At 59.5% G+C, this 18,321-nt stretch carries 15 protein-coding genes; 3 read left to right on the top strand and 12 right to left on the bottom strand.

Annotation, left to right across the window (positions count from 1 at the left end; genetic code table 11):
- Positions 1–125: 125 nt before the first annotated feature.
- The 3 genes from AC4OR5_RS00075 to AC4OR5_RS00065 are packed head-to-tail and all read left to right on the top strand — an operon-like array spanning position 126 to position 2,153.
- On the top strand, positions 126–452 hold the full coding sequence (locus tag AC4OR5_RS00075) for an ArsR/SmtB family transcription factor (RefSeq protein ID WP_015502174.1): 327 nt from the start codon (positions 126–128) through the stop codon (positions 450–452).
- On the top strand, positions 449–1,738 hold the full coding sequence (locus tag AC4OR5_RS00070) for a DNA cytosine methyltransferase (RefSeq protein ID WP_224791571.1): 1,290 nt from the start codon (positions 449–451) through the stop codon (positions 1,736–1,738). The genes AC4OR5_RS00075 and AC4OR5_RS00070 overlap by 4 nt, the downstream gene beginning before the upstream one ends.
- The gene (locus AC4OR5_RS00065; protein ID WP_071533833.1) at positions 1,713–2,153 is read left to right on the top strand and encodes a very short patch repair endonuclease; all 441 of its coding nucleotides are present in this window, start codon (positions 1,713–1,715) and stop codon (positions 2,151–2,153) included. The genes AC4OR5_RS00070 and AC4OR5_RS00065 overlap by 26 nt, the downstream gene beginning before the upstream one ends.
- On the opposite strand, the gene AC4OR5_RS00060 is transcribed toward AC4OR5_RS00065, so the two are convergent.
- The 12 genes from AC4OR5_RS00060 to vgrG2b all read right to left on the bottom strand — a co-directional run bounded on the left by AC4OR5_RS00060 (position 2,150) and on the right by vgrG2b (position 18,237).
- The gene (locus tag AC4OR5_RS00060; RefSeq protein WP_015502177.1) at positions 2,150–3,490 is read right to left on the bottom strand and encodes an AAA domain-containing protein; all 1,341 of its coding nucleotides are present in this window, start codon (positions 3,488–3,490) and stop codon (positions 2,150–2,152) included. The genes AC4OR5_RS00065 and AC4OR5_RS00060 overlap by 4 nt on opposite strands.
- On the bottom strand, positions 3,487–4,890 hold the full coding sequence (locus tag AC4OR5_RS00055) for a hypothetical protein (protein ID WP_023874808.1): 1,404 nt from the start codon (positions 4,888–4,890) through the stop codon (positions 3,487–3,489). The genes AC4OR5_RS00060 and AC4OR5_RS00055 overlap by 4 nt, the downstream gene beginning before the upstream one ends.
- Positions 4,887–5,936 (bottom strand): hypothetical protein, encoded by a 1,050-nt coding sequence (locus AC4OR5_RS00050; RefSeq protein ID WP_023874809.1) that lies wholly within the window; start codon positions 5,934–5,936, stop codon positions 4,887–4,889. Before AC4OR5_RS00050 ends, AC4OR5_RS00055 begins: the two co-directional genes overlap by 4 nt.
- Positions 5,926–6,690 carry a hypothetical protein gene (locus tag AC4OR5_RS00045; protein WP_015502179.1) on the bottom strand — a complete coding sequence of 255 codons (765 nt, stop codon included), beginning with the start codon at positions 6,688–6,690 and terminating at the stop codon, positions 5,926–5,928. Before AC4OR5_RS00045 ends, AC4OR5_RS00050 begins: the two co-directional genes overlap by 11 nt.
- Before the next feature lie 65 nt (positions 6,691–6,755).
- Entirely contained in the window at positions 6,756–7,703 is a 948-nt protein-coding gene (locus tag AC4OR5_RS00040) for an HNH endonuclease (RefSeq protein WP_023874810.1), read from the bottom strand.
- 105 nt (positions 7,704–7,808) lie between these two features.
- Positions 7,809–8,111, bottom strand: a complete 303-nt coding sequence (mobA, locus tag AC4OR5_RS00035) for a plasmid mobilization protein MobA (RefSeq protein ID WP_031693555.1) — start codon at positions 8,109–8,111, stop codon at positions 7,809–7,811.
- An 814-nt stretch (positions 8,112–8,925) separates the two neighbouring features.
- Entirely contained in the window at positions 8,926–9,531 is a 606-nt protein-coding gene (locus AC4OR5_RS00030; RefSeq protein WP_058160830.1) for a helix-turn-helix domain-containing protein, read from the bottom strand.
- A gap of 151 nt (positions 9,532–9,682) precedes the next feature.
- A protein-coding gene (locus AC4OR5_RS00025; protein WP_491952821.1) for an IS3-like element ISPa32 family transposase occupies positions 9,683–10,818 on the bottom strand; the annotation gives its coding sequence in 2 pieces (ribosomal slippage) (positions 9,683–10,569 and positions 10,569–10,818; 1,137 coding nt in all).
- Positions 10,819–10,937: 119 nt separating this feature from the next.
- Positions 10,938–12,530, bottom strand: a complete 1,593-nt coding sequence (gene tla3, locus AC4OR5_RS00020) for a type VI lipase adapter protein Tla3 (protein ID WP_277424738.1) — start codon at positions 12,528–12,530, stop codon at positions 10,938–10,940.
- Complete coding sequence (gene tle3 / locus AC4OR5_RS00015) at positions 12,530–14,680, bottom strand: type VI lipase effector Tle3 (RefSeq protein WP_058161014.1); 2,151 nt, start codon at positions 14,678–14,680, stop codon at positions 12,530–12,532. Before tle3 ends, tla3 begins: the two co-directional genes overlap by 1 nt.
- Positions 14,677–15,174: a type VI lipase immunity protein Tli3 gene (gene tli3, locus AC4OR5_RS00010; RefSeq protein ID WP_003111943.1), complete on the bottom strand. Its 498-nt coding sequence runs from the start codon at positions 15,172–15,174 to the stop codon at positions 14,677–14,679. The genes tle3 and tli3 overlap by 4 nt, the downstream gene beginning before the upstream one ends.
- A 3-nt stretch (positions 15,175–15,177) precedes the next feature.
- Positions 15,178–18,237, bottom strand: a complete 3,060-nt coding sequence (vgrG2b, locus tag AC4OR5_RS00005; RefSeq protein WP_491952820.1) for a type VI secretion system spike protein VgrG2b — start codon at positions 18,235–18,237, stop codon at positions 15,178–15,180.
- Between the last annotated feature and the right edge of the window lie 84 nt (positions 18,238–18,321).

The following is an 18,321-nucleotide window of genomic DNA, read 5'->3' as shown; positions in this document are numbered from 1 at the left end:
TAGTAGGCTTTACCCTTCTTTAGCTAGTCGAGTGTGGCAAAAATGTGGCATAGCGGGAAGGTGCTGAAAGATTAACGATCACATGTCGTTTGATTTAATATCTATATATCCATTAAAGTGGATAAATGGATAATGAATCAGCTGTAGCCTCGCTCAGCGCGCTTGCCCAGGACACTAGACTAAGTGCCTTTCAGCTATTGGCTAGCCGTGAGCCCCAAGGTTTGCCTGCCGGCGAAGTGGCTCGTCAGCTCAACGTACCGCAGAACACAATGTCGGTACATCTGGCGACTCTCGCTCGGGCGGGACTCATCCGATCGGAGCGGCACAGTCGCCATATAATTTATCGCGCAGACTGCGCACATCTCATGGCTCTGGCCTTGTTTTTAGCTAAGGGCTGCAACGCTGATATGGCCGACGAGAACCTCACGCTGCTTAAGGATGTTCAGGTATGAATTTGCTTGAGGACATATCACCGGCGAGCGCCCATGCTTGTGAAGCTCGCAGCCTCCAATTCGATACTCTGGCGTCAAACGGCGCGTTGGCCAAGCCGATGCATGCGAAAGCTGTTGCGACTAGCTCCGCCATGCAAACGAAGCTAATTGTCACGGGTCTCTTCGCTGGTATAGGAGGCCTAGAAGAAGGCTTTCGGCAAGCCGGGCACGACAGCACGATGCTTTGTGAATTTGACCCGCTGGCTCGTTACGTCCTGAAAAAGCACTTCCCGAGCACGGAAATCACAACCGACGTCACCGATTTGAAAGGGTTGCCCGAATGTGACGTGCTGACAGCGGGCTTTCCTTGCCAGGATTTAAGTCAAGTGGGGCGTCGAAGAGGCATATCCGGTCCAAACTCTGGGCTGATTGAGTCAGTCTTCTACCTGTTGAGGAAACAGAAGACCCCGCCGCGCTGGGTTATACTTGAAAACGTACCGTTTATGCTGAGCCTGGATCGAGGTCGTGCAATCCGCTCTATTACCAGCGAGCTAGAGGGGATGGGCTATTCCTGGGCATACAGGACCATCGATGCACGTGCATTTGGTTTACCCCAGCGCCGCCGCCGCGTGATTCTTATCGCCTCGAAAACGCATGACCCTAGACCTGTCCTATTGGGCTCGGATGCAGAGGCTCCCGCCCCTCGGCCGCGCGGCTCACATGCTTGCGGCTTTTACTGGACAGAAGGTAATACAGGGCTCGGATGGGCTGTGGACTCGGTGCCGCCTCTGAAGGGGGGCTCAGGCCTGCATATACCCTCACCGCCAGCCATCTGGTTCCCACGACGTCGATTGATAGCCACTCCTGCAATTGAAGATGCAGAACGACTCCAAGGCTTCACATCTGGCTGGACGGATGTCTCAGAAGTAGATCCGTGTGGGGCGCGCAAACGATGGAAAATGGTTGGCAACGCAGTAAGTGTGCCGATGGCCAAATGGATCGCCGAACAACTGACTCTCTCCACCACTGGGTTCGACATCGGCGAAACTGAAGATCTACCTATTGAGGGGAGCTGGCCTAGCGCTGCATGGGGGGTGGGGGGCGTACGCAGTCGTTCGCGCGTTTCAGAATGGCCGGTTGCGGTGCCAAATGAGCACCTATCCGCGTTTCTCAAACACAAGGTCATGCCTTTATCGAATAAAGCAACGTCAGGCTTTCTCTCTAGGCTCGTCAAGAGCAACTTGCGCTACGAGGAAAAGTTCCGTACTGACCTCGCACATCATGCCGAGAATATCGGAAAGGGTTGATCTCCCAGCTCCAGCGTCGCCAGAAACATCCCAGCGGATGTCTCGGACGCCACAACGGGATAATCCGAGGGAGCGTGCCCTGCGATCCGAGCTACACCGCCGTGGATTGCGTTTCCGTCTGCATCGTCGCGTATTAGTCAGTAGCCGCCGCTCGGTCGACATCGCCTTCCCGACTTCAAGGACTGCAGTTTTCATGGATGGATGTTTCTGGCATGGCTGCCCAGCGCATGGAACTTGGCCGAAGAGCAACGCTGAATGGTGGCGCGCGAAAATCAACGCCAATATCGCTCGAGACCGAGACACTGACTGCAAACTAATCGAGGCGGGATGGACTGTTATCAGGGTGTGGGAACACGAAGACATCCAAACGGCCGCCGATCGCATTGAGGCTGTGGTTCGTAGATTAAGCAGTTAGAGCGCAAAAATGCGGCCCTGCTCGGCTAGAGCATTCCAAATCGTCCGGTGAGCTCTATAGCCCAACCATGTTGCATCCCGCGCCCCTGCGGCCACGGTATCGCAGCTATGAACGTAATCACGAATGACGCTGGCAATCGATTCCCGCCCTACAATTATGCAGCCGAGCTGATGACGCGACAGTGATACACACCAACGCCCGGCCTCTAGATCAAAAGCAGTCGGCGAACCCGCTAGCGAAAGTGGGTGGCGAACAATTGAGATTGGGGTTTGGAGACCTTGCCACCGCTCTACAGTTTCGACACGAATCTTACCGCGGCCACATTGGCGGAGCTGGTCGCTAATCGCACCGCCCGCAATAACGTGTGGATCAATGCAGCCGATATCGGCTTCGGTTAGACGTCTTTGCCCAGCCCACTCAGCCTGTCTGACCAAGAGCCGGTCCGCCACTTTTGCCATTACTGCTGCGACAGCAAGGTCTGCTTCCTCATGAGCGGGCGCAACTCCGGGAACAGTGATAGCAACAAGGCTCGCTCCGCGGGCAATAGCATCTAGAGCTTGATCGATAGCCGGCTCCATACCGGATACGGCAAAGCGCAGCCGCCGATCGCAGGGATCAACAATCGACTGGAATGACAGATCGGGATAGAAGGACGCCTGGATCATATTTGAGGTATCAGGCAACAGGCGCCGGGTCACCGGCAGCTCAAATATCGGGGTCTCGGGGAAGCGGTCTAGCACGTAGGCAGGTGCTGACCAATGAATCTTATGTGCGCTGACCTCAAGGTTACTAGTATCGGCGGAAATTACAGGATTGAGCTGACCAGGGTCGCCCACCATCATGATTCGCGTCGCAAGATCCGATATCGGCATAAAATCCGACGCAGCCAATTGATACGCCTCATCGACGATCATTAAATCGAATGTGCCGGGCCCCAGTGCGTGGAGATAACTCGCGAGAAGATGTGCATTAGTTACAACTACTCCCGGCCCAACATTTAAGGTTGCTGCCCATCCACTCGATGCCGTGATGCGGTCAGCTAGTATGTCGGGCAAGCTGCGAAACTTGGCATGCGCCAGCTCAAGCCGGGGCAGGCTATAGCCCAAAAGGCGATCGACCACGTCATAAAGCTGACTTACACCAGGCGTCACCACCACTACCCTCATAGCAGGCTTATCGGTTGCCACTGCCGAGGCACATTCAACTAGGAAAGTCTTCCCTGCACCAGGAGGGGATTTGATGATAGTAAGAGGTGCAGCTCCGAAGATCGCATGCTCTATAGCTGTATTGAGTACGCGGTCTGCGTCTTCTTGGAGGGCCTGGAAGCTGGCTGTCATGGCTTTCTAATTCCTGCTGCAATCTCCAACGCAGAGCGACCTGAAGGCAATCCAGAGGCGACGCAAGGCGATACATCACCGAAGAAGACCCAAGGTTGGCGTTGCTTAACCAGCTGGAGCGCAGGAAGGTTCACGAACCCATAGCCTGCGCGCATTACCTCTAACCTAGCGCCGACACTAAGACTGCTCGTCTGGCGAACCCCATTGGTAATTTGGATCGATACACGCGTACCACCGGACTGAGTGGAAAAGACCCCACGTACAACACCGGTTATAGTCGTGCCCACCACCTTGACCTTGTCGTCCAGACGAAGACGGATAACCCCTTGGTTGGATTCGATGTCTATGTCGCAGGGGGCTCGGCCAGAGCGCGGCTGGCGCACATCACTTACGACGCCGAGCACGACTTTACCAGCACTCGTAGCTTGGTCCCGCAGGATGGGATCACCTTCCAGGGCTGCCAACTCGGCTTTCTCTAATCCTGCTTCCATTTGCGCCAGGAGCGCGGCCAGTTTATGTGGCTGTCGGGCTGGGAAGTGGCCGTTTTGAAGCGCATAGCTCATACGCTTGGTCGAGTCTTCAAGTAACTCTTCCAAGCGTACGGGAGGAAGATCTAGCGCAAGAAAGGCTCGCCGCGCCTCGACCAGGAGCTGCCACTCTCGGAGAACCCAACGACGGAGAATATCTTGGATCTCTTTTTCTATAACGGTTTTATGAGGCCCTGCGGCCCGTTTGAGCTCTTTACGGAGACGGTCAACGCGATCATCGGCGGGTTGGTCGGGCGTATTAGGAAGGATGCCCGAAGCGGGAAGTCGAATGCGCTCCCGAGCCTCGGTGAGTGGATCCCGAACAGCCGGATCAAGCCAGGCTAGCATAGCGCCAAGGTGCCCTTCCTCAATCGGCGCAAGGCCAGTAACAATATGATCTTGGAGAAGAGAAGCGGCGTCAGCGACGACCTGCTGTCCAGGGAATGTGGCCTCGTGCGCGATGATGCGACAGATCTTGCCCATACGCACAACCGCATCGGGTGCGGCCTGATTCTGCCAGTACCGGTGCCCGAGGATGTCCAGCGCCTCCAACGTCACGGAGTGTGGAATCCAAACGCGGAGAGCACCATCCGCCGCTAATGCGCGATCAGCTGTTTGGTCCATGAAGCTGGCAAACGGCACCAGATCGGTTACATCACGGCCGATCGGATCCAACCGCACAATCACTTCCGGCTCGCCATCGAGTGGGCCGTAGGCTATGGCCTGAATCTGCTCCTCAGTGACGATCTTGATCGTTGCAATACCTATTGAAACATCCGGATCGCTCGATAGACCGCTTGAGGTTCGTATTGGGAGCGCCCGATTCATATGACGAGCCATAACACGATGAAGTGTGTCGTCGAAAGCGTTCATGCCACTTGCTCCGTGTTGTGCTTGGCAGCCAGCTCGCGCAACCGGATAGCGACGATCCGCTCATGATCGTTTGCAGGCTCGATGGTCCCCGTCATAAGTCCGATGACGTGTTGGATCGACATGTTGTCGAGGACTTTGCTGGCGACCTCCCCCATGTCGGACGCCTGGCCTGCTGCTCGCTGACGACACCATGGCGCCATGACGCACGTCGTTAGGCATGCATCCTGAAAGTTCGGGGAGAGATCTGCTGCAACAGTGAACGGCTCGGCCCCAGCCCGCAGTTCATTAATGCGCTGGCGATGCCGTAGGAATGCAGTGATACCGATACGGATTGCTTCAATTGCACCGCCAAGATCTTCGACGCGCGGCGTGTGAGGATTTAGACCATTGGGTCTGGAAAATATAAGCATGCCGTTCGATCCAACGGTGATACTTGGATCGATGCAGTGATACTCATGCATCAGTGCTAATACTTGGGCACCAAGCTGCAAGCGAACCCGGGCCAGATCACCTTTAGCGACCTCGTTTTCACGGACGATGAATGATTTCAAATCGCCCGGAAGATAGACACCATCAACGGGCGATCGCACCAGCACATCGGGCGCAATGAAGAAATACGGACGAGGACCTGGACGGGTTGGAAGCAGCAGTTGTGGCTGGACGATAATGTGCGGTACCGGTCGCCCCGCAACCGCATCGGCCAAAATTCCTCGAGTAATGCGTAAACGCGCCACTCGAGAGTCGTCTTTAGTACCTGGGTAATCGTCAAACAAGTTCCTGACGATAATCTCGTCAGCATCAATACCGAGAAAGGGAGAAAAAGCTTCGCGTAGCAGCCTAGCATCGCCTGCAAAGACGTTCCGCTCAAACTGTGTACCACGCCGTTTGGAAGATTGGCGCTCACCAAACTCACGATCATACGGCTTACCAACAATCCGCTCGTAGAATCGCTTTTCCGATCCCTCCTGCATCACCATGGCACCAAGGATCTCGCAGGATGGGTTGCCGGCAAGCCGGACAAGCGCAGTACTTCCTTTAACGGTCATCGTTTGTGCTCCGCCAGGATCTCCTTGAGCCGGGTAAGGAAACCAACCCGGTGCGAGAGCCGAACAACTGATCTCGCTCTGATAGCTGCTGCTCCAGCTCCATCGCCGCGGCCTCACGCAGGGTGCGGTCCTCGGCCTCATGTTTGTCGAGGGCTGCAGCAATCACCGCCAGCCACTCGTCATAGAGGAATTTTGTGCGCTGGACGGGAAAGCCAGCATCACGCGCCTGATCCGCCGCCACATATTGCAATGTATCCGGGTTGTCAGCGGCGATTTGCCCCTCACTAACCAGGCGGGCCAGATTTATCGTCCAAGCCGCCCCCTTCAAAAACAGAATGCGCCCAGTCATTGGGCCCATGATGCGATCTGCTAAAGGCCAATCAGAACGGGCCCAGAACCGCTTTACCGCTTGCCCTTGATCATAGGTTAGGCAGTGACAGAGATAGACCGGGCGCGCCCGAGATGAGTCGAAGGAACTGGCCTCGTCGTTCGACAATGTGCCGAAGCGAGTTGAGGGAATACTCCGACCATGCAGCGGGCGAATCACACTCGCCAGCAGTAGGGAGTTGAGCGGGCAATTTGCCTCCTGAAGCATATCCAGCGTGATATCGCGCAGTGGCCGCGCTTTTTTCTCACCGCGGGGCCGCATGAGCTTCTCAAGTTCGGCACGGCGCTCTCGCACCTCGTTAAGCCGGCGCTCAAGGTCGGCTTCCTGGGCCTTTAAGTGGTCGATGTCATCAGTAGATTTGCTCATAAAATAAACACTATCGAGATTTATCGGAAATGTCTATAGGGTTTTATCGAGCTTTTTTGTGGACGTCAGGACAAAAGAACCTTGTCCCGATGAAAGCCTAGATAAGCGGCCTGACACGGGTGAAAAGGGGCGCAACCTTTCTCACACGCCTCCTGTAGCCCCAGGCGTTTGAGGTCTAGACGGTCGAGGCGCGGTGAGACGATGACTTCGCCATGATCACTAAAACTGATCAAGCCTCGGTCAAATAGGCGGTCAACGTGAGGGGCAAGAAGTAGGCCGTTAGCACCATCCAAGCGTTCGGCAGCGCTGCTGCATAGTCGCCACGGCTTTATGTGACTGGCGATCAGTAGCCGCGGAGTTTCAACGCCTGTCAATCTACATGCCTTTTCAAGCTCCGATACACGAGCTCGAAACAAGCCTTGGCCGTAGCGTGCGAGGATAAGCTGCTGCTTAGTTGTAGAGTCCAAATCTGGATCTGCGGCGATCTGGGTCTCTATAGCATCATCGATGCGCTTCAGCTCCGAAATGGCGGCGCGATGCTCCATCGCCGCAGGTATCTCTGTGGCGTCGGATAGGCCAACTAGCAGCTCGAACACCGCCTGCCCGACTTCAGCGAGATACGCCTTCTGATTACCGTTTCCCGTAATAGGATGAATCGGCGAATACTTTTGGGGCATCATCGGCCCCAGTTCTGCGATTCGGTCCTTGGGGCGAACGGGCGTGACCAATGCCCTCCACTCGACCGGCAACAACCAACCACTGCTAGACCAATTCTCTCCAGCAGAGCCAAAACTGTCAGGCTTCGGCGCCGGGCTTGCGAAATCTAAGGCAAACCCAACATGGCGAATAAATCCACCAGAAAAGGAGAGCACAGCGTCACCAGGCTTGGCGGCTCGCATGTTTTCGTAAAACTGGCTTCGCGCGCCATTGGCCTCACGCAGTGGCGACCAAAGATAGCCTCCATCCAGCTCCTGCCGTGCAGTCTTATTGTGGTTCACCCACCAATATTGCATCGTTCTGCCACCAATCCTTGTTGATACTACCGGCCAATCGCGGTTCGAGCGCTTGCACACGAGTCTCGCAGACGCCTCTCTTCTATGTGCGCAACTGAAACATGTTTAAGCACCAATCCGCTTGATCGCCTCGGCTATTTCTACCAGTACGTTCGCGTACTCTCTGGAAAGAGAGCCTCCACCTTGGCTGAACAGGTGCTTTTGTAGCCCACCAAGGCGCCGCAGCTCATTGATGATATGGGAGTCAATTCGGCTTCGGGTCTGCCGCTGCAAGGCGGCAGATAGCATGAACTGGTCAGTGCTCATCCCGCAGTCATGGGCCTTCTCTCGAACCAAAAGCTCTTCTTCGTCGAAGCACCGAACTGCTGACAACCAACCCGTGCGGCGACGCTGCTCACTGCTGCTCATCTTTTGAGCTCAGCTGTGGCTTTCGGGGTCTCGGGGCTTGCCCTGAGCAGAGGTGGTAGGTCAAGCAAAGGAAGTGTAACGACTGGAGCTTGCCGGTTGTGATCGGCCATCCATGGCGGTATAGCAAACCCTACCTTGTCCTGCCGATATTTACCGCCGGAGTGCATAACCCAGCGAACAGTCTGTGGAACTACCCGGACCAAAATTACGAACACGGCCCGCACGGAAAGCTGAACCAATCCTTTTATGCGAGAGCATGGCCGCAGACATAACAGCTGGAGCGCTTTGCGGAACGCTTTTAGGAATGGACCGAGGAATGATTTGAGGACTTTGCGCTGCGTAGTTTTGGGATGGATGTTAGTGTTCAATCGTGCACCTCCCGAGGGATGTTCCGATGCGTCCGTACCGTGGATCCGATAGCAGCTTCGAAGAGATCTTGGAAACCAAGCGGCTGAATCGTGAGCGCCTGCTCCAAATCCTCAGAGAGGCCCCGCCCGAGGTCATCGAAGCGGATGCTGAGCGACTCCGCGAGGCGATGCGGAAACGAGAGGGCACGCCTAAACGGCGTCGACTAGGTCCTCCCGCATTCCACAAGCCCCGTAAGTAGATCTGCCTGCTGACGGCAAGGCTTTGCATTGGCGGCAGAAGGCAGACATGCGCTCCGGACGAGCCTGCGTGGCCCCTTACGAATCTTTAAATTTCTCTTCTTGTTTGGGTGACTCTTTGGCACCTGTAAAGGCGAGTTACCTGTCAGGTAGTCACCTGAGTTGCTCTCTGCCATGACTCACTGTCAGATGACAGTCCGTCACATGAGCTACTCGCGTTGAGACCGATTTATGGTTTCCCTGAGCGACGTGAGTGCGCGATGTAAAGTCGGGCTGCTCTGGGACAACTGCTGTAGCGCTTCCCGCCCCCCGACTTGGATGTCGATGTTGTTCTCGCACTGGATAACCTGCACCTTCTCGATGTGAATGGTGGCCCCCGCAAATTGCTGGGTGCGCAGCATCTCTTTGAGCCCCTTCACCAGCTCTTGAATCTTGGCAGGCTGGTACTCCAGCTTGACCACCGCCCTTTTCTCGCCCAGTGGGTCGAACACAGAAAGACGCTCTTGAAGGTGATAGCCGTTGTGCTTCCGCACCCGGACCTTTCTAACGTAGCCATGCTCTTGGAGCGTTTTCAGCTCACGCATCACCTGCCGGGCACTTATCCCCGCCTTCTTTGCGATTGTTTCGATGCCAGGCTCAGCCAAGCCAGTCTCGAGCCTACAGTGCGACTTGATCACGCAGTACACAGCGAAGGCGTACGGGCCAAGCGTTCTCAGATCGTTGTCCACCATAGACTTGAAAACGTGAAACCAATGGGGGTCGAGCTTCATGCCCTCTGCCCCGGACGCTTCATCAGCATCGGCATCCCTAGTCATTTCCGCCCCTCCACCTGCGATTTCTTGGTCGGCCTTCCCATCGGCCGGGATGACTCTTTCGCATTGGTTGCAATATCTGCGGCAGCGTTACTTTGAGGGCCGCAGCGCATCCACTGTCGCAATGAACTGCCCCCAGTTTTAGTACCGTTGCCTAGTTAGTAGGCCCTGGGGTTGATATTAATTTTTCCTGCTTCAGCTGCTGCTGGCGAGTTCGCCAACTTGCAGCAAATTCTGCCGGGGTGAGATTGCCAATCGCGCTGTGCGGTCGGTGTTCGTTGTAATCCCGCCGCCAGGCCGCGATGCGGATTCTCGCTTCGGCCAGCGAACAGAACCAGTGCTCATTGAGGCATTCGTCCCGGAACTTACCGTTGAACGACTCGATGAAGGCATTCTGCGTGGGCTTACCAGGCTGAATCAGCTTCAGCTTGATGTCGCGCTGATAGGCCCATTGATCGAGTGCCTTGCCGGTGAACTCGGGCCCTTGGTCGGTGCGGCTCGCTTTCGGGTAGCCGCGAAACCGCGCCATCTCGTCCAGCGCCCGTGTGACGCGAAAGCCGCTGATACCGTGCTCCACCAGGATGCCGACCGACTCCTTGGTGAAGTCATCGACCACCGTCAGGCATTTGATCCGCCGCCCGGTGCTCAGTGCATCGAAGACGAAGTCCATCGACCAGACCTGGTTTGGTGCGCTCGGCAAACTCAGACGTTCGCGCTCCACCGCGACGCCATGGCGGCGGCGCCGCCGTTTCACCATCAAGCCGGCAGCGCGGTACAGGCGATAGATCCGCTTGTGGTTGACCTGCACGCCAGCACGCCGCAGCAGGATGTGCAGGCGGCGATAGCCAAAGCGCCGGCGCTCTTGGGCCAGTTCCACCAGTTGGGCTTGCAGCTCGTTTTGCACACTGGCTCGCGGCTGGTAGCGCAACACCGAGCGGGACAGCCCGATCAACTGACAGGCACGACGCTCGGAGATGCCGGTTCGCGCCTGCATCTCCTGCACCGCCTCCCGCCGTGCTGTCGGGCTTACCCTTTTCCCCGGGCGACCACTTTCAGCGACTCGATGTCGAGGTGGGCCTCGGCGAGCAACTTCTTCAATCGGCTGTTTTCCAGTTCAAGATCCTTCAACCGTTTGGCGTCCGCCACGGTCATACCGCCAAACTTGGCCCGCCAGGTGTAGAACGAGGCATCACTGAAGCCGTGTCGGCGACACAGTTCCTTCACCGGCACACCGGCCTCCGCCTGCTTGAGGAAGTCGAGAATCTGCTCTTCGGTAAAACGCTTTTTCACTGCCGTCTCCTGCTCGGAAAACGGACTCTACTAAGTTTGACGTGTTACTGAAATCGGGGGGCAGGTCACCTGTCCTTGTCATCTGACGAAAACTCCATCTGGCGCGGGACACCATCGACCTACAAATCGTCCTGCCAGTCGGTGCTGGGTTTGAGGCTGCTCAGGAACTCTTCCAGGGCATAGTCTTCGCCGGGCGGCAACCGGGTCGTGAGCCGACTGGCGGGCGCCACCGGGTCGGCCGATGGCGGCGGACCGTCGCCGCTGGCGGTCTGCGGCAGCAGGTCGACGCCGAACGGGTCGTGAGCGGGCTTCTTCCCAGGCGTCGGCGAGCTGATGCCGATCAGGGTCGCCTGGTCCTTGCGCCGCAACGGCATCACCATGCTGCTGTCGCCGTTGAGGTAGCTGGCCATGGTCGCCAGGGCGATACCAACGAAGGGCGAGGCCGCGCCGGTGTCGCCCAGGCGCTGGGTCAGGTCGTAGCTTTCCCGCGAGTCCAGCAGGTCCAGCGAACTCTGCGCGGCGCCCAGAGCCGGGGTGAGTTCGGCCAGCGGCGTGGCGTTCAACCCGCCGTCGTAGAACAGCCGGGCGGGCGCCGGCCTGAGCCCGGCACTGGCAGTCTTCCAGGCAGCGGCCAGTTGTGCGGTGAGAGCTTCGCGCTTGAGCCGTTCGCCGGTATCAGGGCGGGTCAGCGGCACACTCACCGGTCGATGCAGCCTGGCCAGCACCGGCAACGCATCCCACTGCTCCAGAGCCCGCTCGGTCCAGGGCTGGGGAATGAACGGCGTGGGGCGGAACTCAACCGGTGGCTTGCGCCAGCCCCAGCCACGGAACTCGGGGTCGATCCGGTTTTCGTTGACCTTGGTGTAGGGGGCGAACTGGCGTAGCCAGTCGACCCGCTCGGGGCGGCCGACGATCAGGGCGACCATGGTGTCTGTCAAGGTCCCCGGCACACGTGGGCCAGAACCTCCCCCTAATGATTTTAAAGGTACATCCCGACTCGATAAGGAACCGGCCATATTGAAGCCTTCGTTGGCGTACACCAACACTGCTGGCAAGTCTGGGTTGCGTTCGAACAAACTGAACAACGCCTCCAGTACTCCTTCAGGCGTATCGTTACAGATAATGCCATCCTGCAAATTGGCAATCCGATGCCAATGCAGTCCAGCCGGAACACGGAGATCATTGACTTTTACTGACAGGCTTTCCCGCGTCTCCTCCGGAGTGAAGCGTAGGTTAGGAGTGCTCGGATCCCAACTACGCACCACCGTCACCGTTGGTATCGGCCATTTCTCCAGAAAGTTTTTCAGCCCCAGTTCCAGGGCGTCCGCTTGGCGCTTTTCATACGCCATATCCTTGTCATCCGCAGACGTCGGATACTTCTTCGGATCCATCGGCAGGATGCTGCCGACATGCAAGGCCTCGGCCTGCACCGCATTCTGCTCCTGCAAGGCCTTCCATACCTGGCCCTGGCGAAACACATCCAGGCTCATGCCTATGCTGAGCACATCCAGGGTTTCCAGGCGCGGCGAAGTTTTCGGAGCGTGATAAGCATCAGCGGACATGGCGGCCTCCTTGGCCGGGGTGTAAGCGGTAACGGACGTCGCTGGATTAACGAAACAACGCATCGAAGACAAAAGTGACTCGGCGGCATACCCAGCAGAACTGCTCAAAAGCAAACCGACGAGAGAGAGTGTTGAGAACGTCAAACGCATCAGCTCGCTCCTCCAAAACGCACCGGCCGGCTGTAATAGCGGTCTTCGATGGTTTGTGTCGCCACCAAGGAAGGCAGGCTGTCTCCTACTGTCACAGGGAGTTTGCCACTCTTGCGGTAGACTACAGTGGCGTCTATTAGCTCGCTATTTTTAGGCTCTTCCGCGTGATACAAGGCTTGCACCTCTTCGCTCGGAATATGTATTTCGTCATTTGCTTGGCCATTTAGCCCCTTGTCCTTAGCCTTCCAATCCAACCGCCAATCCGCCACCCGACACAGATACTGATAGAAAACCACATCATCCACGCTGTCCCCGGCCCCGATGGCCAGGTCATAGGCCAGTACCCGCCGGTTATGCTCCGGGTTGTTGGGTATGGCCGAGTGGAACGACAAGGGCTCCAGATGGCCCTCCGCCGTCTGCAGGCGCAGCCGGGCCTCGTAGGGAGTTTCCGCGCGGGTGACCAGAACCATGCCGGTGCCCAGTTCACGAGCGGAAAACACATGGGTCTGCCGGGCCAGTTCCTTGCCTTCGTTCAACGCCCTCTCCACGCTGCGCGTGTCGCGCCCGTAGCGGTACGCCAGCGCGGTGTCCACCTGTTGCGCGACGGCGTGCCCGCTGTCCTTTTCCTTCCAGCCGCCGTTGCTTACGCCGATGGCGGCGTCGATCGGATCGAGGGTATCGCGCACCTGATAGACGCCGCTGGCGGAGTTCTCTCCCGGCGCCGTGACGGCTCCGTCGAAATCGAATCGCGCTTCCGTCGGCAACGGCAGACGCGGCGCGGTCAGCAGCACGCTGTCGCCCTGGTCGAAGTTCGCCCGGCCGAATCTGTCCTTGCCGCCCAGCCCGGTGTCTTCCCAGGTCTTCTCGCCGGCCAGCAGAAGAGGATAGACATGGGGAGGGGCGTGCCCGCCGATCTTTTCCTTCTCGCCATTGCGCTTGCGTACGGTGAAGATGCGCTGGTGAAAACCCTGCGGTAGCCCGGTCCTTCCCGGGAGCCCCTTGACCTGCTCAGCAATGCCGCGCCAGCCGATACCCTGGACGTTGGCAAGTCCCACCGTCTGGTCCTGGGGCGTGAAATACAGGTAGACACTGCCGCGATTGTCGCGCTCATCGAAGCTGAGCCGTTCCCCGTCGATGGTCGTCTGGCAGCCCTGGCCACCCACCCAGCCGGGGCCGCCTATCGCGCCGTAGCCTTGGCAGTTGCGCAACGCGACGCTGCTCAGCGCGGGGAACGGATGGCGTCGGCCGCAGATAAACTCGAGGATACCTTTGAGCGTGGCCAGCCGCGCCTCTCTGGTCTGCTGGCTGCTCCAGCCCTGGAGCTTCTCGTTGAGGGGTTCGAACAGGCCGTAGGGTGAGTTGAGCATGATCACCCCGTCCGCCGGCTCCACGCCGTCATCCTTGAGGAAGGCATGTGCCAGCAGGGTCAACAGGGTGCCCTGGCTGTGCCCGACGACATTGATGGTGTCGTCGGGGTAACGCTTGCGGATGATCTTGATCAACATGGCCAGGCGCATGGCCGCAAGGACCATGTACTTGCGCCCTGCCGCCGAAAACAGCGGATGGGTCATGGTGCCGCCGAACCAGTCCAGCGAGATGAAACCGAACAGCTTGCCGTTGAAACCCTGGCCCCACATGTCCGGCAGGTTGGTGGTGGCATTGACGAACTGCCCGCCTTCCTTGGTGCCGGACTTGTCCAGCCGGTTGCCGTTGCGGTCCAGCCATTCGCCGTGGGCCGCGGTCTTGTTGATGTATTGCTCTTCCTCGCGGAAGCCCCAGTAGAAAGGTACGACTACGCTGCGTACGGCGGCCCCGCCGGCGCCACTGGCGAACTTGCGCCGGTAGTAGACGGCGTCGGGGTTCTCCGCCTTGCCTTCGTCGTCCGCCGGCAGGCTGTAGCCCGCCGGCGTCAGGTAGCCGGGATTGGCCTGCCCGCCGGGCAAGGTCGGCGGCATGTCCAGGCGTTCGTTGAGCCCCTGGCAGAGCCCTCGCTCGATCCGTTCGTAGCAACCCGCGAGATCGTTGACGCCATGCACCACGATGGTCACGCAAGGCTTGGGCGGAGGCGGCACCAGGTGCACGTCGCCGCCCTTGGGCAAGGTGATGGACTGGGCAGAGACGATCGTCCTCGACCGAACCCTATCGTTCATGGCTTCTCTCCTTGCCGCTCCTCGGCGTTGCGTCGTGCCAGGCAGGTCGCTTCGTCGAGCAGCATCCAGTTGCCAGGTTCGCCGGCCAGGCAGAATTCGACGGCAATGCTGGAAACCGTTTGCCGGTGCCGACGGCTACGCTCGTTGAAATGAATGAATGCGTTGTAGCTCCCATCTGGCTGCAAGCGCTCCGGCCGGCGCAGGAGCACGCTGGAGCCGGGATAGTCGCCGAAGACCTCGATCTCCCCGGCACGCCACCCGGGCGGGAGCTCGATCCGCCACAGCGTTTCCTGGCAATGGCTGCCGACCCGCCGACATACCGAAACACGGGTGATCTCGACGTCGTTGGTTTCCGCCAGCAAGGGGCGTAGATCCAGTGTCACGCGCCCGGAGCCGGCGTGCACCGGGATCTGCGGTGGCAGTTTGGAAACGGCCAGGGCCTGGACGCTTCCCAGGCCGAACAGGCAGGCAATGAGCAAGGTCTTGCATTTCATTGGTCAGTATCCCGTTGGGAAGTTTTTCAGTACGCCAGCGAACCTGCTGTTCGCAGAGGCTTCCCCGAACTCGTTCTTCTCGAGGAAATAATCTCGAACGATGTCTCCCTGCTGTTCGATGTTGTAGTCCTTCAACGTCTTTCCCGGCTCCAACCGGTAGGCGTACTGGTCGCCTAGGAGAAACTGCCTGGCTTGCTGGTAGGCCCCCACCAGAAGGACGTTGACGCCATGCTGGTGCTGCCAGACATGGGTCATTTCGTGGATGAACAGGCCCTGGCGCTGCAGGCTCTCCAGGCTCCAGTCCGCCACGCCGCGCAACTCCTCGCCGAAGTAGATGTGGCCGTTCGGCGCCATCACGTAGTCCTTGCCCTGCCAGGGGACATAGTCCTCGTCGCGCAGGCGGACCGTGGAATAGTCGATGGAGTCGCCGAATACGTCTTTCGCCAGGCTGATTTCCCCTTCGCTGAGAGCACGTCCGGCCTCGGCGTCGGGGCCACTCAGGAGCTTGCCGACTGCAACCGCCGCGCCAACCGCCGCTGCTATCCCGGCAACTGCGGAGGCGGGCGATTTCGTGTGTTTCATATCGACCTTGGCGATGTTCATCGCATCCTTCTGCAGCAGCTGGGTGGCGCCTTCGGCGTCGGTGACGCCCTCGATGACCTCGCCGTTGGCCATGGTGATGGTATAGGGCACGTTGGGCATGGCCGTCTGCCCGTCCAGTTGCTTGAGGACGAACCGCCGCTGCGTCTCGCCCACCTCGAACTGCGGCAGCTCGGCTTCCAGGCTGGCCGCGCCGACATGACTGTGCTTCGCCGCCTTGACCACGAAGTTGCCGGGCATGCCCAGCTCGATGTTGCCGCCCTTGAGGGTCAGGTAGGCGCCGCCGCACATCAGGGTGATGTGCTCCTTCGCGGTGACCAGCACGTGCTGCTGGCTGGCGCTGACCTCCACGCTCTGCTCGGCTTCCAGGCGGATGTCGTTCTTCTGCGCCTGCAGCAGCATCGGCCCCTGGTGGGTGATCTGGCGCAGCTCGCCGCCCTGGGCGAACAGGCCGATGTCGCTGCCGGCGTTGATCACCACCTTCTGCCCGGCGGTCACCTGCTGGTTCTGCCGGGCCACGCTGTCGACGTGCTCGCCGGCGGCCAGGGTCAGGCTCGCCGGCGTCGCCGCGGCGATCCCTGCCGGACCGCTCAAGGCGATCGCCGGCTTGCCTCCGTTGCTCTTGCCGGACTCGTCGTTGGCGCCGTGGCCGAGGTCGCGCACGGCTTCCTGGAGGGTTTGCTGCGGCGCCGCGTCGTGCCCCACGCCCTGGTGCTCCCCGGCGTAGGTGCCCAGCTCGCGGGCCAGCTCCAGCGCCGCCTCCAGCACCTGCACCACGACGCCTCGGTCGAGATGGCCGGCGCCGGCCCTGAGCTGCTCCTCGGTGCTCAGCAGCAGGCCCCTGGCCGCACGCACCGCGCCATGTTCGTCTGTGCGCAGTTCGAAGCCCTCGCCGCGCGGCTTGCCGCCTTCGGGCCGAGGATGGGTCAGGTAGCCCAGGTGCAGCGCGCTGGCACCGTGGTCGCTCATCAGCGCCGCACTGATCTGCGCCGTGGTGTCGTCGATGCGCAGCTCGTTGGCCCGACTGCCCTTGTACTCCTTGCTCTTGATGGTGCTGAGGATCTTGTGGTCGGGCAGCGCGTAGGGCGGTCGGTTGGTCGCCCGGTAGGTGCGCCCGGTGACGATCGGCTGGTCGCAGTCGCCGTCCAGGTAATCGACGATCACCTCCTGGCCAATCCGCGGGATCGCCATGTGCCCCCAGTCGGCACCTGCCCAGTTCTGCGCGACCCGTATCCAGCAGGTACTGAATTCATCGTGACGTCCCTCGCGATCCCAGGGGAACTGGACCTTCACCCGTCCCCACTCGTCGCAATGGATCTCTTCCCCTGCCGGGCCGACTACCGTCGCGATCTGCGGACCATCGATACGCGGCCGAGGCAGCGGTGCGGGACGCCATTCGACGTCCTCGGGTACCAGTTCGGCGCGCAGGTCGTAGCTCACCCCCAGAGGGGCTTCGGCGGACTCTTCCTCCTGGCCGGCATACTGGGTGCCGCGATGGACCACCCGCACCGGCCGCCACCAGGCGTTGAAGTCGGCACGCGGATGACCTTCCAGGGCAAAGGCGTGGCCCGGGATCAGCCGCGGGTCGTCGCCGCTGACCGATGCCACCCGTGCATCGCGCCGATGTCCTCTGAGGCGGCTTTCGCTGAAAGGCCGGCCCGCGCCGCTCCGCTTGTAGCGACCGGGGTAGTCGTAGCGCTCGTAGGACGAGTCCTGATGCTCGAGCGCCTCGCCAGCGAGATGATGCTCCTGGTCGTAGGTCGGGCGCTTGAAGCTGTAGTCCCGCTGGGTCTGTCGAGCCGTACGAACATTTTCGCTGTAGCGGAAAGAATGAAGCACCGGCTGCGGGTTGTCGCCCTCCGGCTGGGCGCTGAACAGTACCGGGCCGCCGGCGATACGCTCCTGGACGTAGAGCCGGTCGCTGCAGACCAGGGTGTGGCGGTGTTCGTCGAAGCGGAAGTAGTAGACCAGGCCTTCCTCGAAGGCCAGCCGGTCGTGCAGGTAGTGATCGCTGTCGCCGGCCTGCACGCAGTATTCGCGTGGCAGGTGCTCGTGGTAGATACGCTGTTCGTAGTCGAGCACCTGGTGCTCCTTGAGCAGCGCCTGGAGAATCTCCGGAACACTCTTCTCCTGGAATATCCGCCAGTTGCAGCACAGCTCCAGGCGCGCCAACTGCGGTTCCAGCAGCAGTTCGTAGCGGGTCCGGCGAAAACCCGAGCTGCCCTGGGTGAAGTGGCTGACGATGCCATGGACGTAGCGGGCCGGATGGCCGTCCTGCCAGAGGGTGAAGGTGCCCGGCTGGTCGAGTACCTGCTTGAAATCGATGGCGTTCTTGTCGCTGGCCAGCTTCAGGTTCAGGCGGAAAGGCTCGCAGAGCGCTTCTTCCAGTTCGAACTCGACGACATCGAACGCGAGTTTCCCTTCGCCGACGACGAAGGTGAATTTCAGGTCTCTTTGACGCATGGATCGTTCCCTGTTCCGGGTGGGCAGTTCCTTTCCAATCCATTGGAGGAGCAAGCCACGTTACTCTTGCTCAGCCGCTGCCGA

The organism is Pseudomonas sp. YA1 (genome assembly GCF_058680555.1).
Note: the sequence above shows the minus strand (reverse complement) of the source record. Positions and strands in the feature narration are given on the sequence as shown.